Source organism: Peptoanaerobacter stomatis, from assembly GCF_000238115.1.
In the GTDB taxonomy this organism is placed as follows: Bacteria; Bacillota; Clostridia; order Peptostreptococcales; family Filifactoraceae; genus Peptoanaerobacter; species Peptoanaerobacter stomatis.
Map to the genome: position 1 here is coordinate 168,533 of NZ_JH414548.1, position 21,509 is coordinate 190,041.

Below are 21,509 nucleotides of genomic sequence, written 5' to 3' on the forward strand. Positions count from 1 at the left end.
TTTAAAACTTGCAGTTATTTTTTAATAAAACGAATTAATACTCATACTACTATATAAATATAGTAATATTTATAACAAACATATAAAGAATAATGAAAAAATATCACCATATTAGTATGATTATATAATCTTTTATCAAATATCAGTATAAAATCATATTAAAATTTGCTTTAAAATCAAATTTATTTAAAATTAAAAATTAACCAACTTAATAAAATCATCAGCTTTTAGTGATGCTCCTCCTACCAATGCTCCATCTATATCATCTTCATTCATGATTTCCTGCACATTTTCAGGTTTCACACTTCCGCCATATTGTATTCTTATATTTTCTGAAACTTCATCATCGTACAAATCTTTTACAACTTCTCTTATATATGCTATTACTTCATTAGCTTGCTTGCTTGTAGCTGTTTTACCTGTACCTATAGCCCATATAGGTTCATATGCTATAACAAGTTTTGATACAAGAGATTTGTCAAGACCTGCAATATCAGCCACTACTTGTGATTTTACAATCTCATTTGTCTTACCTGTTTCTCTTTCTTCAAGAGTTTCACCAACACAAAGTATAGGAACTATATCATATTTAAAAGCTTGTTTCAATTTTTTATTTACAGTTTCATCTGTTTCTGCAAAATATTGACGTCTTTCACTATGACCTATTACACAATAGTCTATACCGATTTCTTTCAACATAGGTGCAGATACTTCACCTGTAAACGCTCCGCTATCTTCAAAATGCATATTTTGAGCAGCTATTTTTATATTAGTTCCTTCAACAGCTCCTTTTAAATCCTTCAAGAATGTAAAAGGCGCACAAATAACACTTTCTACGTCTGTTCCTGAAACCTCAGATTTTATATCTTCTACAAATTTAACAGCTTCTTTTATTGTTAAATTCATTTTCCAATTTCCTGCAATTATAGGTTTTCTCATAATTATCTCCATTTTAGCAAATAATTTTAAAAATTATTATTGCAAACTAAAAACAAATTTTCTAAAAACAAATTATTTATTTTGTAAACAATCTATTCCTGGAAGTATCTTTCCTTCTAAAAACTCTAATGATGCTCCACCACCTGTTGATATATGAGTCATCTTATCTGCAAAACCTAATTGTTCAACAGCTGCGGCAGAATCTCCACCACCAATTATAGATATAGCATCAGTTTTTGAAAGTGCTTCTGCAAGAGCCTTTGTTCCTACTGCAAATTTTTCCATTTCAAATACACCCATAGGTCCGTTCCATATAGCAGTTTTTGCATCCGCTATTACAGCACAATACATTTTTACTGTTTTTTCACCTATATCAAGTCCCATAAAGCCATCAGGTATATTTTCATCATCAGTATCTTTAGCTTCAGCATCATTGCTGAATTCTTTTGCAACAACATGGTCTATAGGCAATAATAGTTTTATTCCGGCCTTTTCAGCTTTTGCAAGTAAATCTTTTGCCAAATCAAGCTTGTCTTCTTCCACTCTTGATGTACCTACATTTTTTCCTTGTGATTTAAGAAAAGTATAAGCCATAGCACCACCAATAACAAGTGTATCTACTTTATTTATCAGATTTTCTATAACTGATATTTTATCTGAAACCTTAGCTCCTCCAAGTATTGCAACAAAAGGTCTCTGTGGATTTTCAAGTGCCTTACCCATTATAGAAACTTCTTTTTCTATCAAAAATCCCATTACAGCAGGTATATAATCAGCTATTCCCGCAGTAGATGAATGAGCTCTATGTGCTGTACCGAAGGCATCATTTACAAATATATCTGCAAGTGATGCAAGTTCTTTTGCAAAATTTGCATCATTTTTAGTTTCTCCTGCTACAAACCTTACATTTTCAAGTAAAACCACATCTTTTTCTTTCATTTCTGAAGTTAATTTTTTTGCATTTTCTCCGACTACGTTTTCATCTTCCGCCAACTTAACTTCTTGTCCAAGTAATTCTGATAATCTCACAGCTACCGGTTTCAAAGAATATTTAGGATCATAGCATTTATCCGGTCTTCCTAAATGCGACATAAGTATTACTTTTGCATTATTATCAATCAGATATTTTATAGTTGGAAGTGCACTTACTATTCTTATATCATCTGTAATTTTGCCGTCTTTCATAGGAACATTAAAGTCGCATCTAACTATAACTTTTTTTCCGCTTACATCTATATCTTTTACAGATTTTTTTGCCATACAATCCAATCCCTTCCTAATTTTTTATATATTAAAATATATATTGACAGACAACATAAATACTTTTATATATGTGTTTTAAATAATTAAAACTTAAAATATTTTTTCTTAAACCTAAACGAGCATATTGTTGATTAATCATTATATATTTATACAGTTTTTATGTCGGTATTATAATGTAATAAGATATATAATTTTTTTATTTATGACGTATTTATAAGAGCTATACAGTATGCGTTATAGATTATATTAATCAGTATGTTGTCATTAAACAGATAAAAACATCTACTTATTAAAATCTATCTAATAAAAAAGATTAGTAGAAAATTGAATATAGATATTTTAATTTTCAGTACCAATCAATATGCCATTTGATTATCTTCAAATGGCATATTTGTGTAAATTCAATCTTTGATATAAATTATTTTCCTAAAAGTTGTAATGTTCTTACCAATTGACAAGTGTAAGACATCTCGTTGTCATACCAAGCAACTGTTTTTACTAATTGTTTTCCATCAACTGTAACTATTTTTGTTTGTGTTGCGTCAAATAATGAACCTTCTGTTATACCTATAACGTCAGATGATACTATTTCATCTTCAGTATATCCGAAAGACTCATTTGCAGCAGCCTTCATTGCAGCATTGATTTCATCTACTGTAACTTGTTTAGAAAGTACAGTTACCAATTCTGTAACAGAGCCTGTAGGTACTGATACTCTTTGTGCTGCTCCGTCAAGTTTTCCTTTAAGTTCCGGAATAACAAGACCTATAGCTTTTGCAGCTCCTGTTGAATTTGGCACTATATTAGCAGCAGCAGCTCTTGCTCTTCTTAAATCGCCTTTTCTATGAGGTGCATCAAGAGTATTTTGATCTCCTGTATATGCGTGTATAGTAGTCATTATACCTTGAACTATACCGAATTTATCATTTAACACTTTCGCCATTGGAGCAAGGCAATTTGTAGTACAAGATGCACCTGAAACTATTGTTTCACTTCCATCAAGTATATTATGATTTACATTATATACTACAGTTTTTACATCTCCTGTTGCCGGTGCAGATATAAGAACCTTTTTAGCTCCTGCATCTATGTGAGCTTGTGCTTTTTTTGCATCTGTAAAAAATCCTGTGCATTCAAGTACAACATCTACACCTAATTCTTTCCAAGGCAATTGTGCAGGATCTGCCTGTTCATATGTCTTTATTTCTTTTCCGTTTACTATAAATTTATCATCTGTATAGTCAACTGTACCGTTAAATCTTCCCTGAGTTGAGTCGTATTTTAATAAGTGAGCAAGCATTTTGTTATCAGTAAGGTCGTTTATAGCAACTACTTCTATGCCCTCTACATTTTGAATTCTTCTAAAAGCAAGTCTTCCTATTCTTCCAAAACCGTTAATTGCAACTTTCATACTAATTTATACCTCCAATTTGTTTAATGAGAAATTTCTTCTCTATTTTAATATATACTACTGTAATTGTATTACAGTGAATAACAAAATAAATATTTATTTAACAACAAGAACGGACTTATCAGTGTTGTTTATAACTTTATGTGATATACTGCCCAAAAAAGTTCTTGATATTACTCCAAGTCCTCTACTTCCCATAACTATTAAATCAACATCTTCTTTTTCGGCTTTTTCAACTATTTCCTTCGCAACATCTCCAACTTTATATAAAGTTGTAAGCTTTACAGGAGAATCCTTAAATGCTTCTTTAACACTGTCAAGCAACTGTTCACCCATAGCTATATTTTGACTAATTATATCAATTTTATAATCAACATTTACAGCAATTAAATCAGATACTACATTCATTACTATAACTTCGCTGTTAAAAGCCTCAGCGAGTACTTTCGCCTTGTCTAAGGCTTTAAAAGAATGTTTTGAACCGTCGATCGGAACTAATATTTTTTTCATAAAAATCACTCCTCTTAAATCACTATGTCGAAAAAAAAATTAATTTAATTTATTTTTAATATACCCAAAATTGAATTGTTTAAAAAATAATTTAGTATTTTGTTGCAAATATTATCTAAAATTTAACAAAATATTTTTATTGCACCTATAATATTCATTTTGTTGCAATCATAAAGTTTACATATTTTTCTATTTGAATAAATAATTATTCAATCAGAAACATCATTCATCTTCAGAAAACTCTTTTACAATATTAATTATCACATCTACAGCTTTTCTCATTGAATTTATAGGAATATACTCATATCTTCCGTGGAAATTATGACCTCCTGTAAATATATTTGGACAAGGTAGACCCTCAAAAGACAATTTTGAACCGTCAGTGCCTCCTCTTATAGGTATTATAAGCGGTTTTACTCCTGCTTTTTCCATAGCTGTTTTGGCTTTATCAATTATATACATAACAGGCTCAATTTTTTCTTTCATATTGTAATATTGGTCTTTCATCTGTATTTTTATTCTATCTTCGCCAAATTCATCATTTAATTTTTTTATACAGTCAAGTAAATATTGTTTTTTGCTTTCAAATTCAGCTCTGTCAAAATTTCTGATAATATAATACATTTCACATTGTTCTTCATTGCCGTTGAAGTCGCATATATGATAAAAACCTTGATATTTTTCTGATTTTGTCGGTATTTCGTCTTTAGGCAACATATCATTCAATCTTATAGCAAGAAGTATGGCATTTATCATTTTATCCTTTGCTGAACCTGGATGTACGTTTCTGCCTTGAACAGTTATCTTTGCATAGGCTGCATTAAAATTTTCATATTGTAATTCACCTATATGTCCACCATCTATTGTATAGGCAAAATCTGCTCCAAATTTTTTAACATCAAATTTATCAGCACCTCTTCCTATTTCTTCATCAGGTGTAAAGCCTATTCTTATATTAGGTCTTTTTATCTCATCATTGTTTTTAAGGTATTCTATTGCTGTTATTATTTCGGCAATTCCCGCTTTATCATCTGCTCCCAAAAGAGTACTTCCGTCTGTCGTAATTATATCTTGACCTATATAATTCCTTATTTCAGGAAAATCATCCACTTTTATTGAAAATTCATCATTTAATCTTATATCTTTTCCATCATAATTTTTTACAATTTGCGGATTCACATTTTCTCCACTCAAAGCCGGAGATGTGTCCATATGTGATATAAATCCTATAGTTTTTACTTTTTTATCTTTAATATTAGTAGGTAATGTAGCCATAACATAGCAATTTTCATCAAGAGTTACATCATTAAGTCCAATAGATAAAAGCTCCTCTTTTATATAATTAGCTAATACAAACTGCTTATCACTTGATGGACAGTTTTCGTTATTTGGGTCTGATTTAGTATCAAATTTTACATATTTTAAAAATCTATCTTCAACATTCATAATTTATTATCCTCTTAAAATTAAGTTAATCATTTATATTTTTATATTAAACACTATTTAAAATAAGTGCTAATTTCTAAATTCAATAAAATTTATATTTATAGTACATCAAAATTTATCATAAATATACAGGATATATTATAAATCCTTTATTTATAATATTGGTAACATATTTTTTAGTTAAACCGGTATTAATAAGACACGAATACCAACGTGCCATTTACATATTCGCCTAAAAAAATTTCCGAATATTGATTAAATCCTCTTTTTTTCATTTCTTCCAGCAACCATTCTTCTGTTTTTCCTATTATACCGAGAATATCGCCTTGCAATTGCCCATCTGTGATTAATGGAAATTTCGGATTTTCTTCTCCATGCGTTATGATTATAAACTGTCCGTTTTGTTCTACTATAGCCCTTTTTACTTTAGTTACTGAATAAATATTATTCGTTCTTAAACGAAATGCGACATCATGTGCACTAAGTCCAGCTTTTTTACAATTCTCTATGTTTATTTTTCCATCATTAATGATAATAAGTGCTTTTCCGTCAAGTATCTGTTTTGCTCTTACATTATGAGTTTTTATCCATTTAAAGCATAAAACGAGCGCCAGCCATATAAAAAGAATCATAAGATATTCTAATATACGAATATTTCTGTTATATATTACACCACCTATTATTCCACCTAAGACATAGTTTTGAATTTGGTCACTTGCCGAAGTTGGCGATAGATTTCCTTTTCCGCTCAGATTTATAATTGCTATTAATGCCAAAAATCCAATTAATAATTTCACTGAAACTAAAACAAAATCATTCATTATCATTCTCCCTGAAAATGTTATTTTTATTATAACCTGTCAAATATACCGGATTTTATTTATAATTTTTCATAAGAGCAAATATTTTTGATACTTAATATGTCCAATTTTTCGGATATTTCTCTTTTTCTTATTACCTTGTAATTTTAGATTTGTTGCTTTAATTCTCGTATCTTATTTTTTGTTATTTGTTCTTTATTTAAGTTTCTAAGTTTAATATATATTTTTCTACACTCTATATATTATACTGTTTTTTTATTTTAAAAGATTTTTAGTATTGAGCATTTTTACTTTATTTATTCTATTTTTGTCCATACTTATTATTATAAACTTCCAGTCATCTTCTTCTAAAATTTGTCCTTGTGTAGGTATTTCACCAAGTTTATCTATGATATATCCTCCGAGTGATTCATAATCTTCAGATTTTAATTGTATTCCTATAGCCTCTTCAATATCTGTGAGTTTTGCATTTGCATTTATTATATATCCGCCATCTTTTACTTTTTTTATCTCTTCATCAGTGTTGTCATATTCATCATATATATCTCCGACTATTTCTTCAATTACATCTTCCATTGTAACTATTCCTGCCACTCCGCCATACTCATCCAAAACGATGGCTATATGGGTTTTGTTTTGTTGCATTTTTTTGAAAAAATCTGATATTTTGACAAATTCATTAACAAAAACAGGCTTTCTCATAATGCTGTCAATATTAAAGTCTTTTTCTTCACTTACTGCAAAAAATAAATCTTTTGCATACAAAAATCCTATGATTTCATCAATTGTGTCTTTATATACAGGAAGCCTTGAAAGTTTTTTTTCTTTAAAAACAGTTATTATTTCGTCATATGTTGTATCATGTTCAATAGCTACTATATCTCTTCTTTGTATCATTATATCTTCAATAGTCAAGTCTTTAAACTCAAAAATATTTTGTATCATTTCAGTTTCGCGAAGTTCCAATATGCCCTCTTTACTCGATACATCTACTATTGTTTTCAATTCATCTTGTGTTATAAAAGGTTGCTCTGCAAATTTGTCCGAGCCAAACAGTTTTGATATTAAGTTAGATATACTTGTGAGTATAAATAATACAGGGGTAAAAAATTTTACTAAAAAATTTATTATGGGTGCTATTTTCAATGATATTTTTTCTGAATTTTCAAGAGCATAGTTCTTAGGTGTTATCTCTCCAAAAACAAGAATTACAAAAGTAGTAAAACCAACTGCTACACCAAGACCGGCATTTGAAAATTTATTTGTGGCAATTGTAGTTGCAATAGACGATGCAGCTACATTCACAAGGTTATTTCCGATTAGTATAGCACCAAGCAATTTATCACTGTCAATATATAAATTTTCCAAAATATCAGCATTTTTAACATTCTCTTTAACAAGATGTTTGAGTCTTATCTTGTTCATATTTATAAGAGCTGTTTCCGATGCTGAAAAAAAAGCTGAAAAAGAAATCAAAATTATCAATATTATGATGTTTTGAACTTCTGACATAATAAAATAATATCTCCTTACAATAAAGTTTTCTAAAGAAAATAATTCTAATCTTCATAAATACAAAATATAAAGAATTAAAAATATTTCTTTTTACAATACTTATGCTATATATATCTCTTTATATCTACTATTCTGTCTTTGAAATAAGGTCCTTTTATATCTTCAATAACTATTTTTTTCTTAGATGAAGACGCATGTATAAACTTACCTTCTCCAATATATATACCTACATGAGTAGGTTCAGTAGGTTTAAGTTTTAAACCGGACCTGGAAACATCAGATTCATTTATAACTATATCTTCAAATGACAAATTTTTATCATCTGTGTCAGATACAGTCAATTTTTCCTTAGATCTTGTATCAAAAAATATTAAGTCATATTCTTTTATATCATTCATATTCACAGATTTACCTAATTTTATCTGAGTATAAGTTGTACGAGGTATAGTTATATTGAATTTAGCATACACATACTTTACAAAACCGGAACAATCAAAACCTTTAAGCGTACTTCCCCCATAAACATAAGGAATATCAAGTAAAGTTTTTGCAAAATTACCCATATCCGAATAATCGGATGCTGAAATATTATAGTTATCATTTTTTATTTTTAATTCAGCAAGTTTTAATTCTGATTTTTCTTTATCCGCTTTTTCTTTAGCAGACTTTTCATCAAACATTTTTTTTTCTTCTTCCTTCATTGCATTTGCAATAGCCTGCTCTATAAATTTATCAATGTCTTTTTTTGCACTTTCATCTATTGAATTAATTGTTGTCATATTGGCACTTTCAAGTATATCATCTATCTTAACATTATTTTCTTCAACAAAAATTATATTGCTTATATCATTATGAGCGTATGAAACATTTGAAATAGATGATATAATTATTATTGACAATAAAAATCTTAGTTTATTAATTTTCATGAGAAAAATATCCTTTCTGAATCTCTTTTACCTATTTTTATCATTATAACACAAATTTGAGATAAATAAACAGCAAAAAGCATAAAATGTAATTAAATTTTTAAACAAATAAAGTTATATGAATTACAAAATAAAAAATAAATCACAAAACAACTTGACACATAAATATATTTGTGTTATTTTATACAAGTATATTTCCGCTCATAAAAAGGTTATTAATTGTATTTATACAAACCTCAAATGGCGAGACTTGAAAAAACAGGAGGTGTAAAAATGTACGCTATAATCAAAACAGGTGGTAAACAGTATATGGTAGAACAAGGCGACAAGATATTAGTTGAGAAAATAAATGCCGCTGAAGGTGATACTGTTAATGTAGAAGTAGTAGCTGTATCTGATAACGGAGATGTAAAAACAGGAGTAGCTGCCGGAAAAGTAACTGCTAAAGTTTTATCTCATGGAAAAGGCAAAAAAATAATAGTTTTCAAATACAAAGCTAAAAAAGATTACAGAAACAAAAAAGGACATAGACAACCATTTACTGAATTAGAAATTCAATCTATACAAGCATAGTGCAATGATAAATATAGAGATTACAAAACTTGATGATGACATCAGGCACATATCTATTAAAGGTCATGCACAAAGTGCAAAATACGGTAATGATTTGGTGTGTTGCGCTGTATCAGTATTATCACAAAGCATAGTTAATGCTATGATAAAGGCACTTGATTTTAGAGAAGATTTTTTCTCTATTAGCAACAAGGGAAATTTAGAAATAGATATTCCCGATAACCTTACTAATATACAGCTTATTAAAATGCAAACTCTTGCAGATGTACTCGATATAAATCTTAAAGATTTATCAAAACAGTACAGCGAATATATAATTTTTAAAGAAAAAAAGGGGGTTTAGAAAATGTTAAGAATTAATCTCCAGTTGTTTGCCAGTAAAAAAGGGGTCGGATCTTCTAAAAACGGTAGAGATTCAAGAGCTCAAAGATTGGGAGTAAAAACAGGTGACGGACAAGCAGTTACTGCCGGTTCAATATTGGTAAGACAAAGAGGAACAAAAATACATCCAGGAAACAATGTAGGTATAGGTAAAGATGATACATTATTTGCACTTGTTGAAGGTGTGGTAAGATTCGAAAGAAAAGATAAGTTCAGAAAAAAAGTAAGTGTTTACAAAATAGCTGAATAGTAGTTAAAATCGCCACCGGTAATATTTCCGGTGGTTTTTTGTATAAAAAAATGAAAATAGAGTCCCCTTTTCATGTAAAGAAAACAGTAAATCATTTTGACTTACTGTTTATTGAATTGCCTTGTTTCAAATTTTTATTTAATCGATATAGTTAAACAAACTGACAAATGATGCCTATAACAAATACAATAATCGCAATAACGATAAAATATAAAGTATTTGTTATAACCAATAAAAATATGTTAAAGTTATTCTTTATCTTTGTTTACAATGTTTTTGACACCATCAATTGTTCCTTCTATGGCATCTTTAACATCTTCAGCAACTTCTTTAACTTTTGCAGTTGCTTTTTCTGCAGCTCCTTCTTTTTCTATTTTTTTATCACCAGTTAACTTACCTACACCTTCTTTTACTGCACCTTTAGCTTGGTCCATTTTTTCTTCAATTGACATAATTATAACTCCCTTCATTTAAAATTATTTTTTATTTTTAAATATATTATTTGAAAAAAGATTGTTTATTCTTTTTTCAAAAGAATAATTATACAATAGCAACAAAAATTACTGCATCTAAGATAGAAGAAACTGATACTATTCATTTTAGCATGTTATAAACAATACTTAAGCTATAGATGAATCTAATAAACCTTCCAACAATAATTAACCAAATCATAATCTATTACATTTAGATGTTATTTATATATTTATCTTTAAACTCTTAAACTAAACAATTTTTGTATACATTTAATATACGAGATATACTATAAAACATTTTATATTAAAAGTCAAATAAACACCTCTTGATAATAGCATTTAACATTAGTTATTCTACAATAAGAAATATTTATAACTAATGTTAAAAATAATATTTTCCGGTCAAAAAATGGTTAAACGAACAAAAAATCGGAGTATATAAAGATTAGAGAAGTCCGTATAAAAAACTATTATATCTTATTTATAAATTCTATACAATTTCACCTATCAACTTTTCATCTTCTAATTTTTTTATATGAATATTTAATATATTTCCTGACAAGTTTTTATCTGATTTTACATAGATTTTTACATAATTTTTTGTATGGCCTTCGTAGTAATCTCCTATTTTTTGTTCAAATAATACACTTTGTATTTTATCTATCATATTTTTTTCAAACTCTGCTTTGTTATGCCTTGCCAAGTTTATCAATATTTCACTTCTCTCATGCTTTGTTTTATTATCTAACTGATTTTCCATATCATAAGCTTTTGTTCCTGAACGCCTTGAAAACGGAAATATATGCATCTCATATAAGTTTATCTCTTTTAAATATTGATATGTCTTTTCAAATTCTTCTTGTGTTTCAGATGGAAAACCTGTAATTATATCTGTAGTTATTGCCGGATTATCAAAATATTTTCTTATTTTTTCAACTGCATCTTTATATTCTTTTGTTGTATATCGTCTATTCATACGTTTTAGAGTTTCATCGCATCCACTTTGAAGTGACAGATGAAAATGTGGACAAAATTTTTCTATTTTAGATACTCTTTGCAAAAAATCATCTGTTATTATAAGAGGTTCTACGGAACTTGTCCTTATTCTCTCTATGCTTTGTATTTTAGATATTTCTTCTATTACATCTATAAGTGAGATTTTACTGTTTATGTTGAGCTGATTTATTTCTTTACCGTATATAACTTCATCTTCATTACTTATATCTATACTATTTTTTATAATTTTATCATCTGTGTGCAATTTATAAGTATTTTTTTCTATTTCACTGACTAATTCATTTTGTATAAGACCTGTATATATATCTTTCTTTTTAAAATCTTTTCCATAAGATGCAACGTGTATTCCTGTAAGTACGACTTCTTTGTATCCATTTTCAGCTAAAGTTGTAACTTCTTTTATTATATCTTCCAATTTCCTGCTTCTTACTTTACCTCTTGTATAAGGTATGATACAATATGTGCAATATCTGTCACAACCGTCTTGTATTTTCACAAATGCTCTTGTGTTTTTTGCATAATTTTTTACACTCATGTTTTCAAATTCTGTTTCTTGCATTATATCTGTAACTTTTACAATTTTATCTGTGTTTGTTATCTTCTGCACTTCTTCATAAATTTTGTTCTTATCCTTGGTTCCCATTACCAAATTTACATCTTGTATCTTGATAACTTCATCAGGTTCATTTTGAGCATAACACCCTATTACAACAACTACCGAATCTTTATTATTTTTTTTGGCACGCCTTATAACTTGCCTTGATTTTTTATCTGACATTGATGTTACTGTGCAAGTATTTATTATATATATATCAGCTTTGTCTTCAAAATCTATTAGTGTATATCCATTATCTGTGAAAACTTCTTCTACTGCGTTTGTTTCATACTGATTAACTTTACAACCTAATGTATAAGTTGCAATCGTTCTGTTTGACATAAATTCTCCTGATTATTTAATTATATTCTCGTATTCATATATCAATATGCTTGTTGCTACCAAGCCTGCCGTTTCTGTTCTTAATATTGTATTTCCTAATGTCAATACATCTGTGTAGTCTTTTAATATTTCCAATTCTTCTTGTGATATTCCTCCCTCAGGACCTATTATTATACCTAATGTTTTTATATACTTGTTATTTTCCAAAAAATCTTTTATATTTCTTTTCTTTTCATCTTCATAGAACAGGATATTTCTATCATTTTGTTTTAATTCTTCTATAAGTTTATCAACAGTTATAGGAGATGTTATTTGTGGAATTATCAATCTTTTTGATTGTTTTGACGCTTCTTGTACTATTTTTTGCAATCTTGATATTTTGTTATCATTTATATCTGTAGATACACATCTTTCCATTTTTACAGGAACTATTTTTTGCACTCCGACTTCTGTAAGTTTTTGACAAATATATTCCATTTTAGGATTTTTTGGTATTCCTTGATATAGAGTTATTCTTATATCTGCTTCTCTTTTAGCAGTAACTTCTTTAAAATTTACAAGTTCTATTTTATCTTTTTTTATATCTTTTATTTTCATTATATATTCTTTAGCATTTAAGTCTACTATCTCTATTTCGTCATCTTTTTGCAATCTCAATACTTTTTGTATATGTTTTATATCCTCTGTGTCTGTGATATTATTTATCTCATCTGCTGTTTCATTTATAAAAAATCTATTCATCACTACCTCTTTAAACATCTGTTTTATTTACTTTTGCCACAATGCAATTCCACTCTTTGTCATTATTGTGTTCTATTATTTCAAATCCGTTTTTTATCAAATTTTCTTTTACATAATCAGCTTTTTCATTGATTATACCTGATGATATGAAATATGCATCTTCTTTCATAAAATCCTTGATATTTTCAGACAACATAACTATTGCATCTGCTATTATATTAGCAACTATTATGTCAGCTTTTTCAGTTATTACGTCTGTTAAATTTCCATGCCTTACTTCTATTATATCTTGATAGTTGTTCAACTCAACATTTTCTTTGCTGATTTTTACAGCCAATTTATCAAGGTCGACAGCAATCACTTTTTTTGCTCCCAAAATCGCTCCTGCTATTGAAAGTATACCACTTCCACAACCTATATCTATAAGTATATCTTCTGATTTTATATATTTTTCTATTGCATTTATACACATCTTTGTAGTTTCATGTGTTCCTGTTCCAAATGCCATACCGGGATCTATTTCTATTATTTTTTCATCTGCTTGTTTCTCATAGTTTTCCCAAGAGGGTTTTATTACAATATTTTTAGAAATTTTTTGAGTTTTAAAATATTTTTTCCATTCATTTTCCCAGTTTTTTTGATATATTATTTTTTTTGATATTTCTAATGTTCCTAATTCTACACCTATGTCTCCTAATTTTAACAATCTTTTTTTTAGGTCATTTATCTTTTGCTCAATATCTTCCTCTTGTGAAAAATATCCTATTATTTTTACATCTTCGTGACCGTAGTCAAATACTTCTTTTTCTATATAATCCCACGCCAATTCATCTTTTGTTTGATAATAAAAATCGCTTGGATCTTCTATCATAACACCTTTTGAACCTATTTCTATAAATATATTTGAAATTATCTCCGTTGCTTGTGTAGTAGTTGATACACTTATCTCATTCCAATTCATTTTATACCCCTTTATACAATTTATTTTTATACGTTTCTTATGCTTATTTCTCCGTAGTTTAGATACTCTATTTCTCCGTTTTCATATTGAACTTTTAAGAATCCTTTTTCATCTATATCAAGTGCTGTTGCATTTCTTGTTTCATCTAAACTTATAACAGATATTTTCTTACCCAATATGGATGAATTTTTTCTAAGTATGTCAATCATTTCATTATAATCATTTTTTTCAAATTTTTGATAAAAATAATCAAAATATTTTAAAATTTCCCAAAATAAGTCTAATTTATTTATATAATACCCTTCTTTTTCAAGTGTAGTGGCTATTTTTTGTAAATCTTTGTCAAATTCAACATTTGCAATATTTATTCCTATACCCGCTACAACATAGCTTACATAATCCATTTCACAGCTCATTTCGCACAATATACCGCATAGTTTTTTATCATTTAGTATTATATCGTTCGGCCATTTTATTTTTGTGGATATTTTTAATTCTTCCATAGCTTTATACACACTGCATGCTGATAACTGTGTCAAAAACGGTATTTTGTCTATACTTACATTAGGTTTTAATATTACGCTGAAATATAATCCTCCGTATTCAGAAACAAAACCTCTGCCTCTTCTTCCCTTACCGCTTGTCTGCAAATTTGAAGTAACAACTGTACCTGTTTTATTATTTTTTGCTATTTTTTTTGCATATTCATTTGTGGAATCTATTTCTTCTAAAGCAAATATTGTATTGCCTATAACTTGATTTTCCAAAATACCTAAATTTGCATTCTCTTCGCATATATTGTTTGATAAAAATTTGAGTTTATATCCTTTGTTAGTGACAGCATCTATTTCTATTCCTTTGTCTTTCAGCTTGGCTATTCTCTTAGACAGTGCGGCTCTTGATATATTGAATTTGCTTGCCATTTCTTCTCCTGATACAAACTCCCCTTTATTTTCATACAAAATCTTTAATACATCTGAATTTTTCATTATTTTATACTCCAATATTAAATTTATAAAAAACTTCTTACAACTTCACTTGCTGTCATAATACCTGCTACTGACGGTACAAATGCTGTCGAACCGTTTATCATCTTGTTTCCGTTTAATATTTTTTCACTTACGGTAATTTCTTCTGATGAATATACACATTTTAAATCTGTTATTCCTAAACGCTTCAATTCTTTTCTCATAACTTTTGCCAATTTACACATATTTGTCTTATCTATAGTAGTTATTTTTATCTTGCTCGGATCAAGTCTGTTTCCCATTCCCATAGAGCTTATTATAGGAATTTTTTTTTCATATGCCGTCTTTATAAGGCTTATTTTGCTTGTAACCATATCTATTGCATCAATTATATAATCATAATCTGCAAAAAACTCATCTTTTTCTTGCTCTGTATATTTTTTTGTTATTTTATTTATTTTTATATTAGGATTTATTTTTAAGAGCCTCTCTTCAAACAAATCTGTCTTATACTTGCCCAAACTTAATCTATCTGCTATTATCTGCCTGTTTATATTTGTTATATCAACTGTATCATAATCAACTATTGTAAGAATTCCTATCGCACTTCTTGCTAAGCTTTCGACTGCAAATCCACCTACTCCTCCAAGTCCGAAAATTGCTATATGCTTTTTTGAAAACTCTTTCAATTTGTCTTGTCCTATTACTATTTCGAGTCTTGTAAATTCATTGCTCAAATTCATATTATCTCCATACAAAATATTACAAATTCATAAAATAAAAAATAAGTATATATATATTATAACTGTTTGTGATATAATTATAAAGTTAAAAACTTTCATAATTTATAAATTTATTGCAATTATTTAAAATTCATTTTAATTCCTGATGTAATATATCAAAATATCAGAAAATGGATATTAATAACAGTAAATTTTTTATTTTGAAAGCAATAACTAATTTTTCAAAAAAATGTTTATAATTTTATAAGCATTACTATTATAGCTTTTTCAATATAACAATATAATAATGCAACAATTTTTTAGTATCAGCTATAATCCGTTCTTAGGAGGTACAATGAGTAAACAAAAAAAAGGTGTGGTAAAAAGTATATTCAAGTATTTCTTTTTATTCATAATCTTGATTTCATTACTTGGCGGTATAGTTTTAATGGCAGGATACTTGGCGATAGCTAACAGTTTTCCTGATGTAAAAACACAAAATATAGACTCTCTGTTGCAGGAAACTTCATTCATATATGATGATGAGGGTAATATTTCCGAAAAAATACAAAGCAATGTATATAGAACTATCGTTCCTATAGAAGATATACCCATGCAATTGCAAAGAGCATTTATATCCATAGAGGATGAGCGCTTTTATGAGCATTTCGGTATTGATGTAAAAAGATTGTTTGGAGCGTTATGGCACGATATAAAAGTAGGTGCATTGGCACAAGGCGGCTCAACCATTACAATGCAGCTTTCTAAAAATCTCCTCACCACTTCCGATCCTAATTTTACAAGAAAACTCACTGATATAGTATACGCAATGGAAATGGAAAAAAGACTGAGCAAGACACAAATATTATATGCGTATTTGAATACCGTCTTTTTAGGAAGCAATGTTCACGGTGTGCAAGCAGCCGCAAAATCATACTTTAATAAAAACGTATCCGAATTGAATCTCGCAGAATCTGCAATGATTGCCGGCATAACACAATACCCTACAAAATATATACCTTATAAATTAAAAGAAATAGCTTACGGCGAAGACGTATCAAATATGCAATTAAAGTTATATCCGCCTAATAATTCTTATATTCCTACAGAAAACGACTTACAAGTATATTCCGTACTTAGAAATACCGGAAAAATAGACCAATATGAATATATGTTATTAAAAAACGGCTCACTTGTAGTAACAAAAGCTGAGCTTAATCCGGATTCTGTAAACAGGCAGAAAGTTGTTCTTAAAAAAATGCTTGAGTTGGGAGCAATAAATAATGAACAATATCAAGAAGCTCTTAACACACCTATAACTATAAGTTTCCCACCAAGAAATAACAGTGGTATATCGTCATATTTCAATGATAGAGTAAAAAGCGAAGCTGTAAAAATATTAATAGAGCTTGGCAACTCGGAAGAAAAAGCTAATAATTTACTAAAATTCGGCGGATTAAAAATATATTCCACACTCAATACAAAAATACAAAGAATTTTAGAAAATGAATTTGCAGATTCTTCAAACTTTCCAAATTCATTTGTTGATGACAACGGAGTCATACAACCTCAAGGCGCTATGGTCGTTATAGATCAAAAAACCGGTTATGTAAAAGCGTTAATTGGCGGTAGAGGACAAGCAGGCAATTATATATATGACAGAACGGACAGCCCAAGACAGCCGGGTTCGGCTATAAAACCTCTTGCTGTATATTTGTTGGCACTCAAAGATGGAATGAGGCCTACTACAATAATAGACGATTCGCCAAGAAAAGATGATTCTATGCCCGGCGGATATTGGCCAAACAATATTTACAATGTATATTATGGAAATGCTACTATGAAAAAACTCTTAGAAGTATCATCAAATGTAGCTGCAGTAAAAACACTTGAAACCTTAGGTTCCACAAGAATAAAAGCTATAAACAGATCTTTGGATTATCTTGAACAAATGGGTTTTGCTCATCTTGTAAGAAGCTCGCAAAATACTGTAAGCAATGATGAAAACTTATCTCTTGCATTAGGCGGTATAACAAACGGTGTTACTCCGTTAGAAATGGCATCCGCATACTCAGGCATTGCAAATTTAGGCAAACAGATAAAACCGTCTTTCATAACAAAAATAGTAGATGCCAACGATAAATTAATATATGAATTCAGACCTAATATTTTTGAAATGATAGATGAAGAAAATGCTTACAGAATGACGGATATGTTACAAGGTGTAGTAATAAACGGCTCAGGTAAAAGTGCAATACTCGATAATATGCCGTCAGCCGGTAAGACAGGAACTACAGATTCAAGAAAAGATGTCTATTTTGTAGGCTATACACCGTATTATACTGCAAGTGTATGGATAGGTGCGGACACTCCTACTCCGCTTGACTATTCATCAGGTGTACCTGCAACAATATGGAAAAAAGTAATGAATGGCATAGATAGGGAACTCAATTTACAAAATGTTTCTTTTCAAGCTCCATCCACTATGAATGTAGAAAAAGAAAAAGAAGAAGAACAAAAAGTAATAGATATGAGAAGAACAGATCCCGGTCAGGAGCAATTATTAGATGGATTGTTATTTAATGAAAATGGTGAAAATTCGGTGCAAAATAACAGCCAAAAAAATCAAAATGTCGATAATACACAAAATAGCAATGAGAACACCACACAACAAACTCGACAGCCCGTTCAGCAACAACCGGTTCAACAACAGCCTGCTCAACAAAATACTACACAACAACAAGATACTGCACCACCACCTGAAGTCCCATATGAAGACACAAATAATAACAATAATGCAGTAAGTGATGATTCATCAAGCATATTCTAATATCTAATCAAAAAAACTATAATAGGTTTCGTATTAAGATAACACCAAAATTTGATATAACAGTAGAAAAATAATCTTATGTAAATTTACATTATTTATATTTCCTATATAAACTGTCCATTATTTTATCGAATATTGGAATAAACATAAAAAATTCCCAAAGCACACAAAAATTTTAAATGTGTTTCGGGAATTTTTTATACTATGTCTAATCATATTCATATAATTTATATTGTTCTATTATCTCTATCAATTTTTGTGCATAAGCAGGATCTGTTGCATATCCACACTCATAAAGCATATTGGCAGCCTCTACATAATCTTTTGCCTCTACAACTTTTTGATATATTTTAGCTGTTCCAATCAATAATCCGTGATATTTTACACTATCTTCCATGCTGTCAAACACTTTAAAGGCGTCTTTTATTTCAATTTGGTTATTATTAACATATTCTTTTGTAGAAAATGTTACTCTTTTTTCATCTTTATTTATACTCTTTATACCAAAATAATTGTTATATTCTTTGGATAAAGCTGACCTTCCAAAATCAGACTCTAATATTGCCTGTGCTATTGTAATACTTGGTAATATACCATATTCTTGATAATTTTGCTTGGCATATACACTCACATCCTCTATAAACTTCAAATTGGGATTTAATGCTCTTGATATTTCATTTTCTATTTTTTTGAAGTCTTCTTTGAATAATGTAGATACAATAATTGTAGATGCAATTATAAGTAAAATTGATATTATTGGTAAACTCTTTACAATTTTACTTGATTTTCTCTTTCTTTTTTTAGGATATTTATCCATTCCTTTTTTCATCTTTCACTCTCTTACATAACAAAATTCAAATTTTATCTAATTCTATAATTTAACTGATTTTGTTGCAATATATGTTTTAATATTCAGTTCATGGAGCCTGCCAAAACCATTTGTATCTTCATATATATCAAGCAAAGTAAATCCTGCCTTTAATTGTCCTCCTATCTGTTCTGTCATATTGTGAGAAAACTGCATGCCGGATTTTTCTTTAATCATATATTCTTTGGCTGCTTTATCTTTTAATGGATTAAAAGGCATTTTCCAAATAATTTCTTTTTCCTCACTATCCACAATATAATTGATTTCATTATTTAAACCTGCAAGGAAAATACCGCCTTTTTTCAGAACTCTATACGCTTCATTAAAAATATGTTGTACATTTTCAACATAACAGTTGGAAACCGGATGAAATATTATATCAAAGGTTTCATTTTCAAAAGGCAAAGTTTTTGTCATATCGCCTTCAATAGCATTAATATTATAACCTTCTCTTTCAGCAATTAAAAATTCACTTTCTATTTGTTTCGACGAATAATCAAGCACGGTACATTCTGCTCCTAATGCACTAAATATGGGCATTTGTTGTCCTCCGCCTGACGCTAAGCCTAAAATTTTCTTTCCCTTTAAATCTCCCAGCCACTCATGTGGAATTGAAACCGTCGGAGTAAGAAAAACATTCCATTTTCCATTTTTTGCATTGATGTATTCATCATGTGAAGTTGACTTACCCCATTCCCAGCCTTCTTCAACACATCTGTCAATGGTTTCTTTATTTATATCCTGATATGTCTTCATTATTTTGCTTACCTCCTTCACAATTTTCCATTTATAAAAATATTTTTCAATACTTTATTATTTTAGGTTTACAATTTTTTAAAATTATACATAATATCATTGTTTGACTGTATAAATACCCTTAAATTTATAAAAAATAAAACCAAAATATCCATAAATACTTTGATTTTATTTTTATAATAATTTTTGATATTAAGTTTATTTTTTCTTCAAATATTTTCTTACGTCTATTGCAACAGCAATTATTATTATAAGTCCTCTAACTAAATATTGAACGTTGGCATCCACCTTGATATAGTTAAGCCCATAGTTTATAAATTGAAGTAATATGGCTCCTATAAGCACTCCGGGAATAGTTCCTACTCCACCTGAAAAAGAAACTCCACCTACTACACAAGCTGATATTGCATCAAGTTCGTATGAAAATCCTGTATTAGGGTTTACAGAACCCAATCTTCCTCCTTCCAAAAAACCTGCAAAACCGTATAAAGCTCCTGATATTATATATACTAGCATTATAGTTTTTACTATATTTATTCCTGATACCTCTGCTGCCTCAGGATTTCCACCTATTGCAAACATATTTTTACCAAGTGTAGTCTTATTCCATATTATCCACATAATAACTGCTGTTATAAGTAAATAAAATACGAGATATGGTACTGTCATAAATCTTCCTGTTACAAACTGAACATATTTAGGATTAAGCGTTCCTAAAGGTTGTGCACCGAATCTCTGGCTGTTTATATATAAATTTATTATACCGAATGCTATAAGTTGTGTTCCTAATGTGATTATAAATGCGTGAATTTTTAAAACAGCAACACCGAATCCGTTTATAGCACCAAAAATTACACCTGATGCTACTGCAACTATGAATGGAATAAAAAGTCCAATATCTCCCAATTCAGGATACATTCTTGCCGCAAATGTTGTAGACTGTAACAATGATGCTGCAAATGCTGCCGACAATCCCATAACTCTACCGGCTGACAAGTCAGTACCTTGTAAAACTATAAGCCCTGCAACTCCAAGTGCCATTATAGCTCTTGTCGATGCTTGCATAAGAATATTCAAAAAGTTATTTTTTGATAAAAATGTAGGATCATATACTATTATTCCTACTATCAACATACCAAGTATTATATATAAAGCATAATTAATAAAAAGTTCTTTATAATTCTTTTTCTCCATAATATCC

21 protein-coding genes are annotated in these 21,509 nt (G+C 29.1%); 4 read left to right on the forward strand and 17 right to left on the reverse strand.

Annotated elements, in window-relative coordinates; genetic code table 11:
- Positions 1-192: 192 nt before the first annotated feature.
- The 8 genes from tpiA to HMPREF9629_RS03505 form a co-directional block, all read right to left on the reverse strand.
- On the reverse strand, positions 193-939 hold the full coding sequence (gene tpiA / locus HMPREF9629_RS03470; RefSeq protein ID WP_009524958.1) for a triose-phosphate isomerase: 747 nt from the start codon (positions 937-939) through the stop codon (positions 193-195).
- A gap of 72 nt (positions 940-1,011) precedes the next feature.
- Positions 1,012-2,199: a phosphoglycerate kinase gene (locus tag HMPREF9629_RS03475; protein WP_009524959.1), complete on the reverse strand. Its 1,188-nt coding sequence runs from the start codon at positions 2,197-2,199 to the stop codon at positions 1,012-1,014.
- 421 nt (positions 2,200-2,620) lie between these two features.
- A complete protein-coding gene (gene gap, locus HMPREF9629_RS03480) occupies positions 2,621-3,613 on the reverse strand; it encodes a type I glyceraldehyde-3-phosphate dehydrogenase (RefSeq protein WP_009524960.1) in 993 nt (330 codons plus the stop codon).
- A gap of 96 nt (positions 3,614-3,709) precedes the next feature.
- A complete protein-coding gene (locus HMPREF9629_RS03485; RefSeq protein WP_009524961.1) occupies positions 3,710-4,123 on the reverse strand; it encodes a universal stress protein in 414 nt (137 codons plus the stop codon).
- Between the two features lie 222 nt (positions 4,124-4,345).
- Positions 4,346-5,569 carry a peptidase T gene (pepT, locus tag HMPREF9629_RS03490; RefSeq protein WP_009524962.1) on the reverse strand — a complete coding sequence of 408 codons (1,224 nt, stop codon included), beginning with the start codon at positions 5,567-5,569 and terminating at the stop codon, positions 4,346-4,348.
- A 191-nt stretch (positions 5,570-5,760) separates the two neighbouring features.
- The gene (locus HMPREF9629_RS03495; protein WP_009524963.1) at positions 5,761-6,390 is read right to left on the reverse strand and encodes a DUF421 domain-containing protein; all 630 of its coding nucleotides are present in this window, start codon (positions 6,388-6,390) and stop codon (positions 5,761-5,763) included.
- A gap of 255 nt (positions 6,391-6,645) precedes the next feature.
- Positions 6,646-7,902 (reverse strand): HlyC/CorC family transporter, encoded by a 1,257-nt coding sequence (locus HMPREF9629_RS03500; protein ID WP_009524964.1) that lies wholly within the window; start codon positions 7,900-7,902, stop codon positions 6,646-6,648.
- A gap of 107 nt (positions 7,903-8,009) precedes the next feature.
- On the reverse strand, positions 8,010-8,831 hold the full coding sequence (locus HMPREF9629_RS03505) for a C40 family peptidase (RefSeq protein ID WP_009524965.1): 822 nt from the start codon (positions 8,829-8,831) through the stop codon (positions 8,010-8,012).
- Positions 8,832-9,104: 273 nt separating this feature from the next.
- Between HMPREF9629_RS03505 and rplU the strand changes: the two genes are divergently transcribed.
- Genes rplU through rpmA form a run of 3 tightly spaced genes read left to right on the forward strand, consistent with a single transcriptional unit; the run spans position 9,105 to position 10,035 of the window.
- Positions 9,105-9,404, forward strand: coding sequence for a 50S ribosomal protein L21 (gene rplU / locus HMPREF9629_RS03510; RefSeq protein WP_009524966.1), 300 nt, complete (start codon positions 9,105-9,107; stop codon positions 9,402-9,404).
- A gap of 4 nt (positions 9,405-9,408) precedes the next feature.
- Positions 9,409-9,747 carry a ribosomal-processing cysteine protease Prp gene (locus HMPREF9629_RS03515; protein WP_009524967.1) on the forward strand — a complete coding sequence of 113 codons (339 nt, stop codon included), beginning with the start codon at positions 9,409-9,411 and terminating at the stop codon, positions 9,745-9,747.
- Between the two features lie 3 nt (positions 9,748-9,750).
- Positions 9,751-10,035 (forward strand): 50S ribosomal protein L27, encoded by a 285-nt coding sequence (gene rpmA, locus HMPREF9629_RS03520; protein ID WP_009524968.1) that lies wholly within the window; start codon positions 9,751-9,753, stop codon positions 10,033-10,035.
- Positions 10,036-10,283: 248 nt separating this feature from the next.
- On the opposite strand, the gene HMPREF9629_RS03525 is transcribed toward rpmA, so the two are convergent.
- The 6 genes from HMPREF9629_RS03525 to HMPREF9629_RS03550 form a co-directional block, all read right to left on the reverse strand.
- A complete protein-coding gene (locus HMPREF9629_RS03525) occupies positions 10,284-10,487 on the reverse strand; it encodes a CsbD family protein (protein ID WP_009524969.1) in 204 nt (67 codons plus the stop codon).
- 511 nt (positions 10,488-10,998) lie between these two features.
- Entirely contained in the window at positions 10,999-12,462 is a 1,464-nt protein-coding gene (locus HMPREF9629_RS03530) for a MiaB/RimO family radical SAM methylthiotransferase (protein ID WP_009524970.1), read from the reverse strand.
- A gap of 12 nt (positions 12,463-12,474) precedes the next feature.
- Positions 12,475-13,203, reverse strand: coding sequence for an RsmE family RNA methyltransferase (locus HMPREF9629_RS03535; RefSeq protein WP_009524971.1), 729 nt, complete (start codon positions 13,201-13,203; stop codon positions 12,475-12,477).
- A gap of 10 nt (positions 13,204-13,213) precedes the next feature.
- Positions 13,214-14,164 (reverse strand): 50S ribosomal protein L11 methyltransferase, encoded by a 951-nt coding sequence (prmA, locus tag HMPREF9629_RS03540; protein WP_009524972.1) that lies wholly within the window; start codon positions 14,162-14,164, stop codon positions 13,214-13,216.
- A gap of 26 nt (positions 14,165-14,190) precedes the next feature.
- Positions 14,191-15,153 carry a biotin--[acetyl-CoA-carboxylase] ligase gene (locus HMPREF9629_RS03545; protein ID WP_009524973.1) on the reverse strand — a complete coding sequence of 321 codons (963 nt, stop codon included), beginning with the start codon at positions 15,151-15,153 and terminating at the stop codon, positions 14,191-14,193.
- A gap of 23 nt (positions 15,154-15,176) precedes the next feature.
- On the reverse strand, positions 15,177-15,875 hold the full coding sequence (locus tag HMPREF9629_RS03550) for a tRNA threonylcarbamoyladenosine dehydratase (protein WP_009524974.1): 699 nt from the start codon (positions 15,873-15,875) through the stop codon (positions 15,177-15,179).
- Between the two features lie 334 nt (positions 15,876-16,209).
- Between HMPREF9629_RS03550 and HMPREF9629_RS03555 the strand changes: the two genes are divergently transcribed.
- Entirely contained in the window at positions 16,210-18,684 is a 2,475-nt protein-coding gene (locus tag HMPREF9629_RS03555) for a transglycosylase domain-containing protein (protein WP_009524975.1), read from the forward strand.
- Between the two features lie 208 nt (positions 18,685-18,892).
- On the opposite strand, the gene HMPREF9629_RS03560 is transcribed toward HMPREF9629_RS03555, so the two are convergent.
- The 3 genes from HMPREF9629_RS03560 to mglC form a co-directional block, all read right to left on the reverse strand.
- Positions 18,893-19,513 (reverse strand): glycoside hydrolase family 73 protein, encoded by a 621-nt coding sequence (locus tag HMPREF9629_RS03560; protein WP_009524976.1) that lies wholly within the window; start codon positions 19,511-19,513, stop codon positions 18,893-18,895.
- Positions 19,514-19,555: 42 nt separating this feature from the next.
- Entirely contained in the window at positions 19,556-20,308 is a 753-nt protein-coding gene (locus tag HMPREF9629_RS03565) for a class I SAM-dependent methyltransferase (RefSeq protein WP_009524977.1), read from the reverse strand.
- A 198-nt stretch (positions 20,309-20,506) separates the two neighbouring features.
- A complete protein-coding gene (mglC, locus tag HMPREF9629_RS03570) occupies positions 20,507-21,502 on the reverse strand; it encodes a galactose/methyl galactoside ABC transporter permease MglC (RefSeq protein WP_009524978.1) in 996 nt (331 codons plus the stop codon).
- Positions 21,503-21,509 lie beyond the last annotated feature (7 nt).

Bases quoted from the DNA above. Each gene is read 5' to 3' on its own strand.
- tpiA (WP_009524958.1), bottom strand. From the start codon at position 939: ATGAGAAAACCTATAATTGCAGGAAATTGGAAAATGAATTTAACAATA.
- HMPREF9629_RS03475 (WP_009524959.1), bottom strand. From the start codon at position 2,199: ATGGCAAAAAAATCTGTAAAAGATATAGATGTAAGCGGAAAAAAAGTT.
- gap (WP_009524960.1), bottom strand. From the start codon at position 3,613: ATGAAAGTTGCAATTAACGGTTTTGGAAGAATAGGAAGACTTGCTTTT.
- HMPREF9629_RS03485 (WP_009524961.1), bottom strand. From the start codon at position 4,123: ATGAAAAAAATATTAGTTCCGATCGACGGTTCAAAACATTCTTTTAAA.
- pepT (WP_009524962.1), bottom strand. From the start codon at position 5,569: ATGAATGTTGAAGATAGATTTTTAAAATATGTAAAATTTGATACTAAA.
- HMPREF9629_RS03495 (WP_009524963.1), bottom strand. From the start codon at position 6,390: ATGAATGATTTTGTTTTAGTTTCAGTGAAATTATTAATTGGATTTTTG.
- HMPREF9629_RS03500 (WP_009524964.1), bottom strand. From the start codon at position 7,902: ATGTCAGAAGTTCAAAACATCATAATATTGATAATTTTGATTTCTTTT.
- HMPREF9629_RS03505 (WP_009524965.1), bottom strand. From the start codon at position 8,831: ATGAAAATTAATAAACTAAGATTTTTATTGTCAATAATAATTATATCA.
- rplU (WP_009524966.1), top strand. From the start codon at position 9,105: ATGTACGCTATAATCAAAACAGGTGGTAAACAGTATATGGTAGAACAA.
- HMPREF9629_RS03515 (WP_009524967.1), top strand. From the start codon at position 9,409: ATGATAAATATAGAGATTACAAAACTTGATGATGACATCAGGCACATA.
- rpmA (WP_009524968.1), top strand. From the start codon at position 9,751: ATGTTAAGAATTAATCTCCAGTTGTTTGCCAGTAAAAAAGGGGTCGGA.
- HMPREF9629_RS03525 (WP_009524969.1), bottom strand. From the start codon at position 10,487: ATGTCAATTGAAGAAAAAATGGACCAAGCTAAAGGTGCAGTAAAAGAA.
- HMPREF9629_RS03530 (WP_009524970.1), bottom strand. From the start codon at position 12,462: ATGTCAAACAGAACGATTGCAACTTATACATTAGGTTGTAAAGTTAAT.
- HMPREF9629_RS03535 (WP_009524971.1), bottom strand. From the start codon at position 13,203: ATGAATAGATTTTTTATAAATGAAACAGCAGATGAGATAAATAATATC.
- prmA (WP_009524972.1), bottom strand. From the start codon at position 14,164: ATGAATTGGAATGAGATAAGTGTATCAACTACTACACAAGCAACGGAG.
- HMPREF9629_RS03545 (WP_009524973.1), bottom strand. From the start codon at position 15,153: ATGAAAAATTCAGATGTATTAAAGATTTTGTATGAAAATAAAGGGGAG.
- HMPREF9629_RS03550 (WP_009524974.1), bottom strand. From the start codon at position 15,875: ATGAATTTGAGCAATGAATTTACAAGACTCGAAATAGTAATAGGACAA.
- HMPREF9629_RS03555 (WP_009524975.1), top strand. From the start codon at position 16,210: ATGAGTAAACAAAAAAAAGGTGTGGTAAAAAGTATATTCAAGTATTTC.
- HMPREF9629_RS03560 (WP_009524976.1), bottom strand. From the start codon at position 19,513: ATGAAAAAAGGAATGGATAAATATCCTAAAAAAAGAAAGAGAAAATCA.
- HMPREF9629_RS03565 (WP_009524977.1), bottom strand. From the start codon at position 20,308: ATGAAGACATATCAGGATATAAATAAAGAAACCATTGACAGATGTGTT.
- mglC (WP_009524978.1), bottom strand. From the start codon at position 21,502: ATGGAGAAAAAGAATTATAAAGAACTTTTTATTAATTATGCTTTATAT.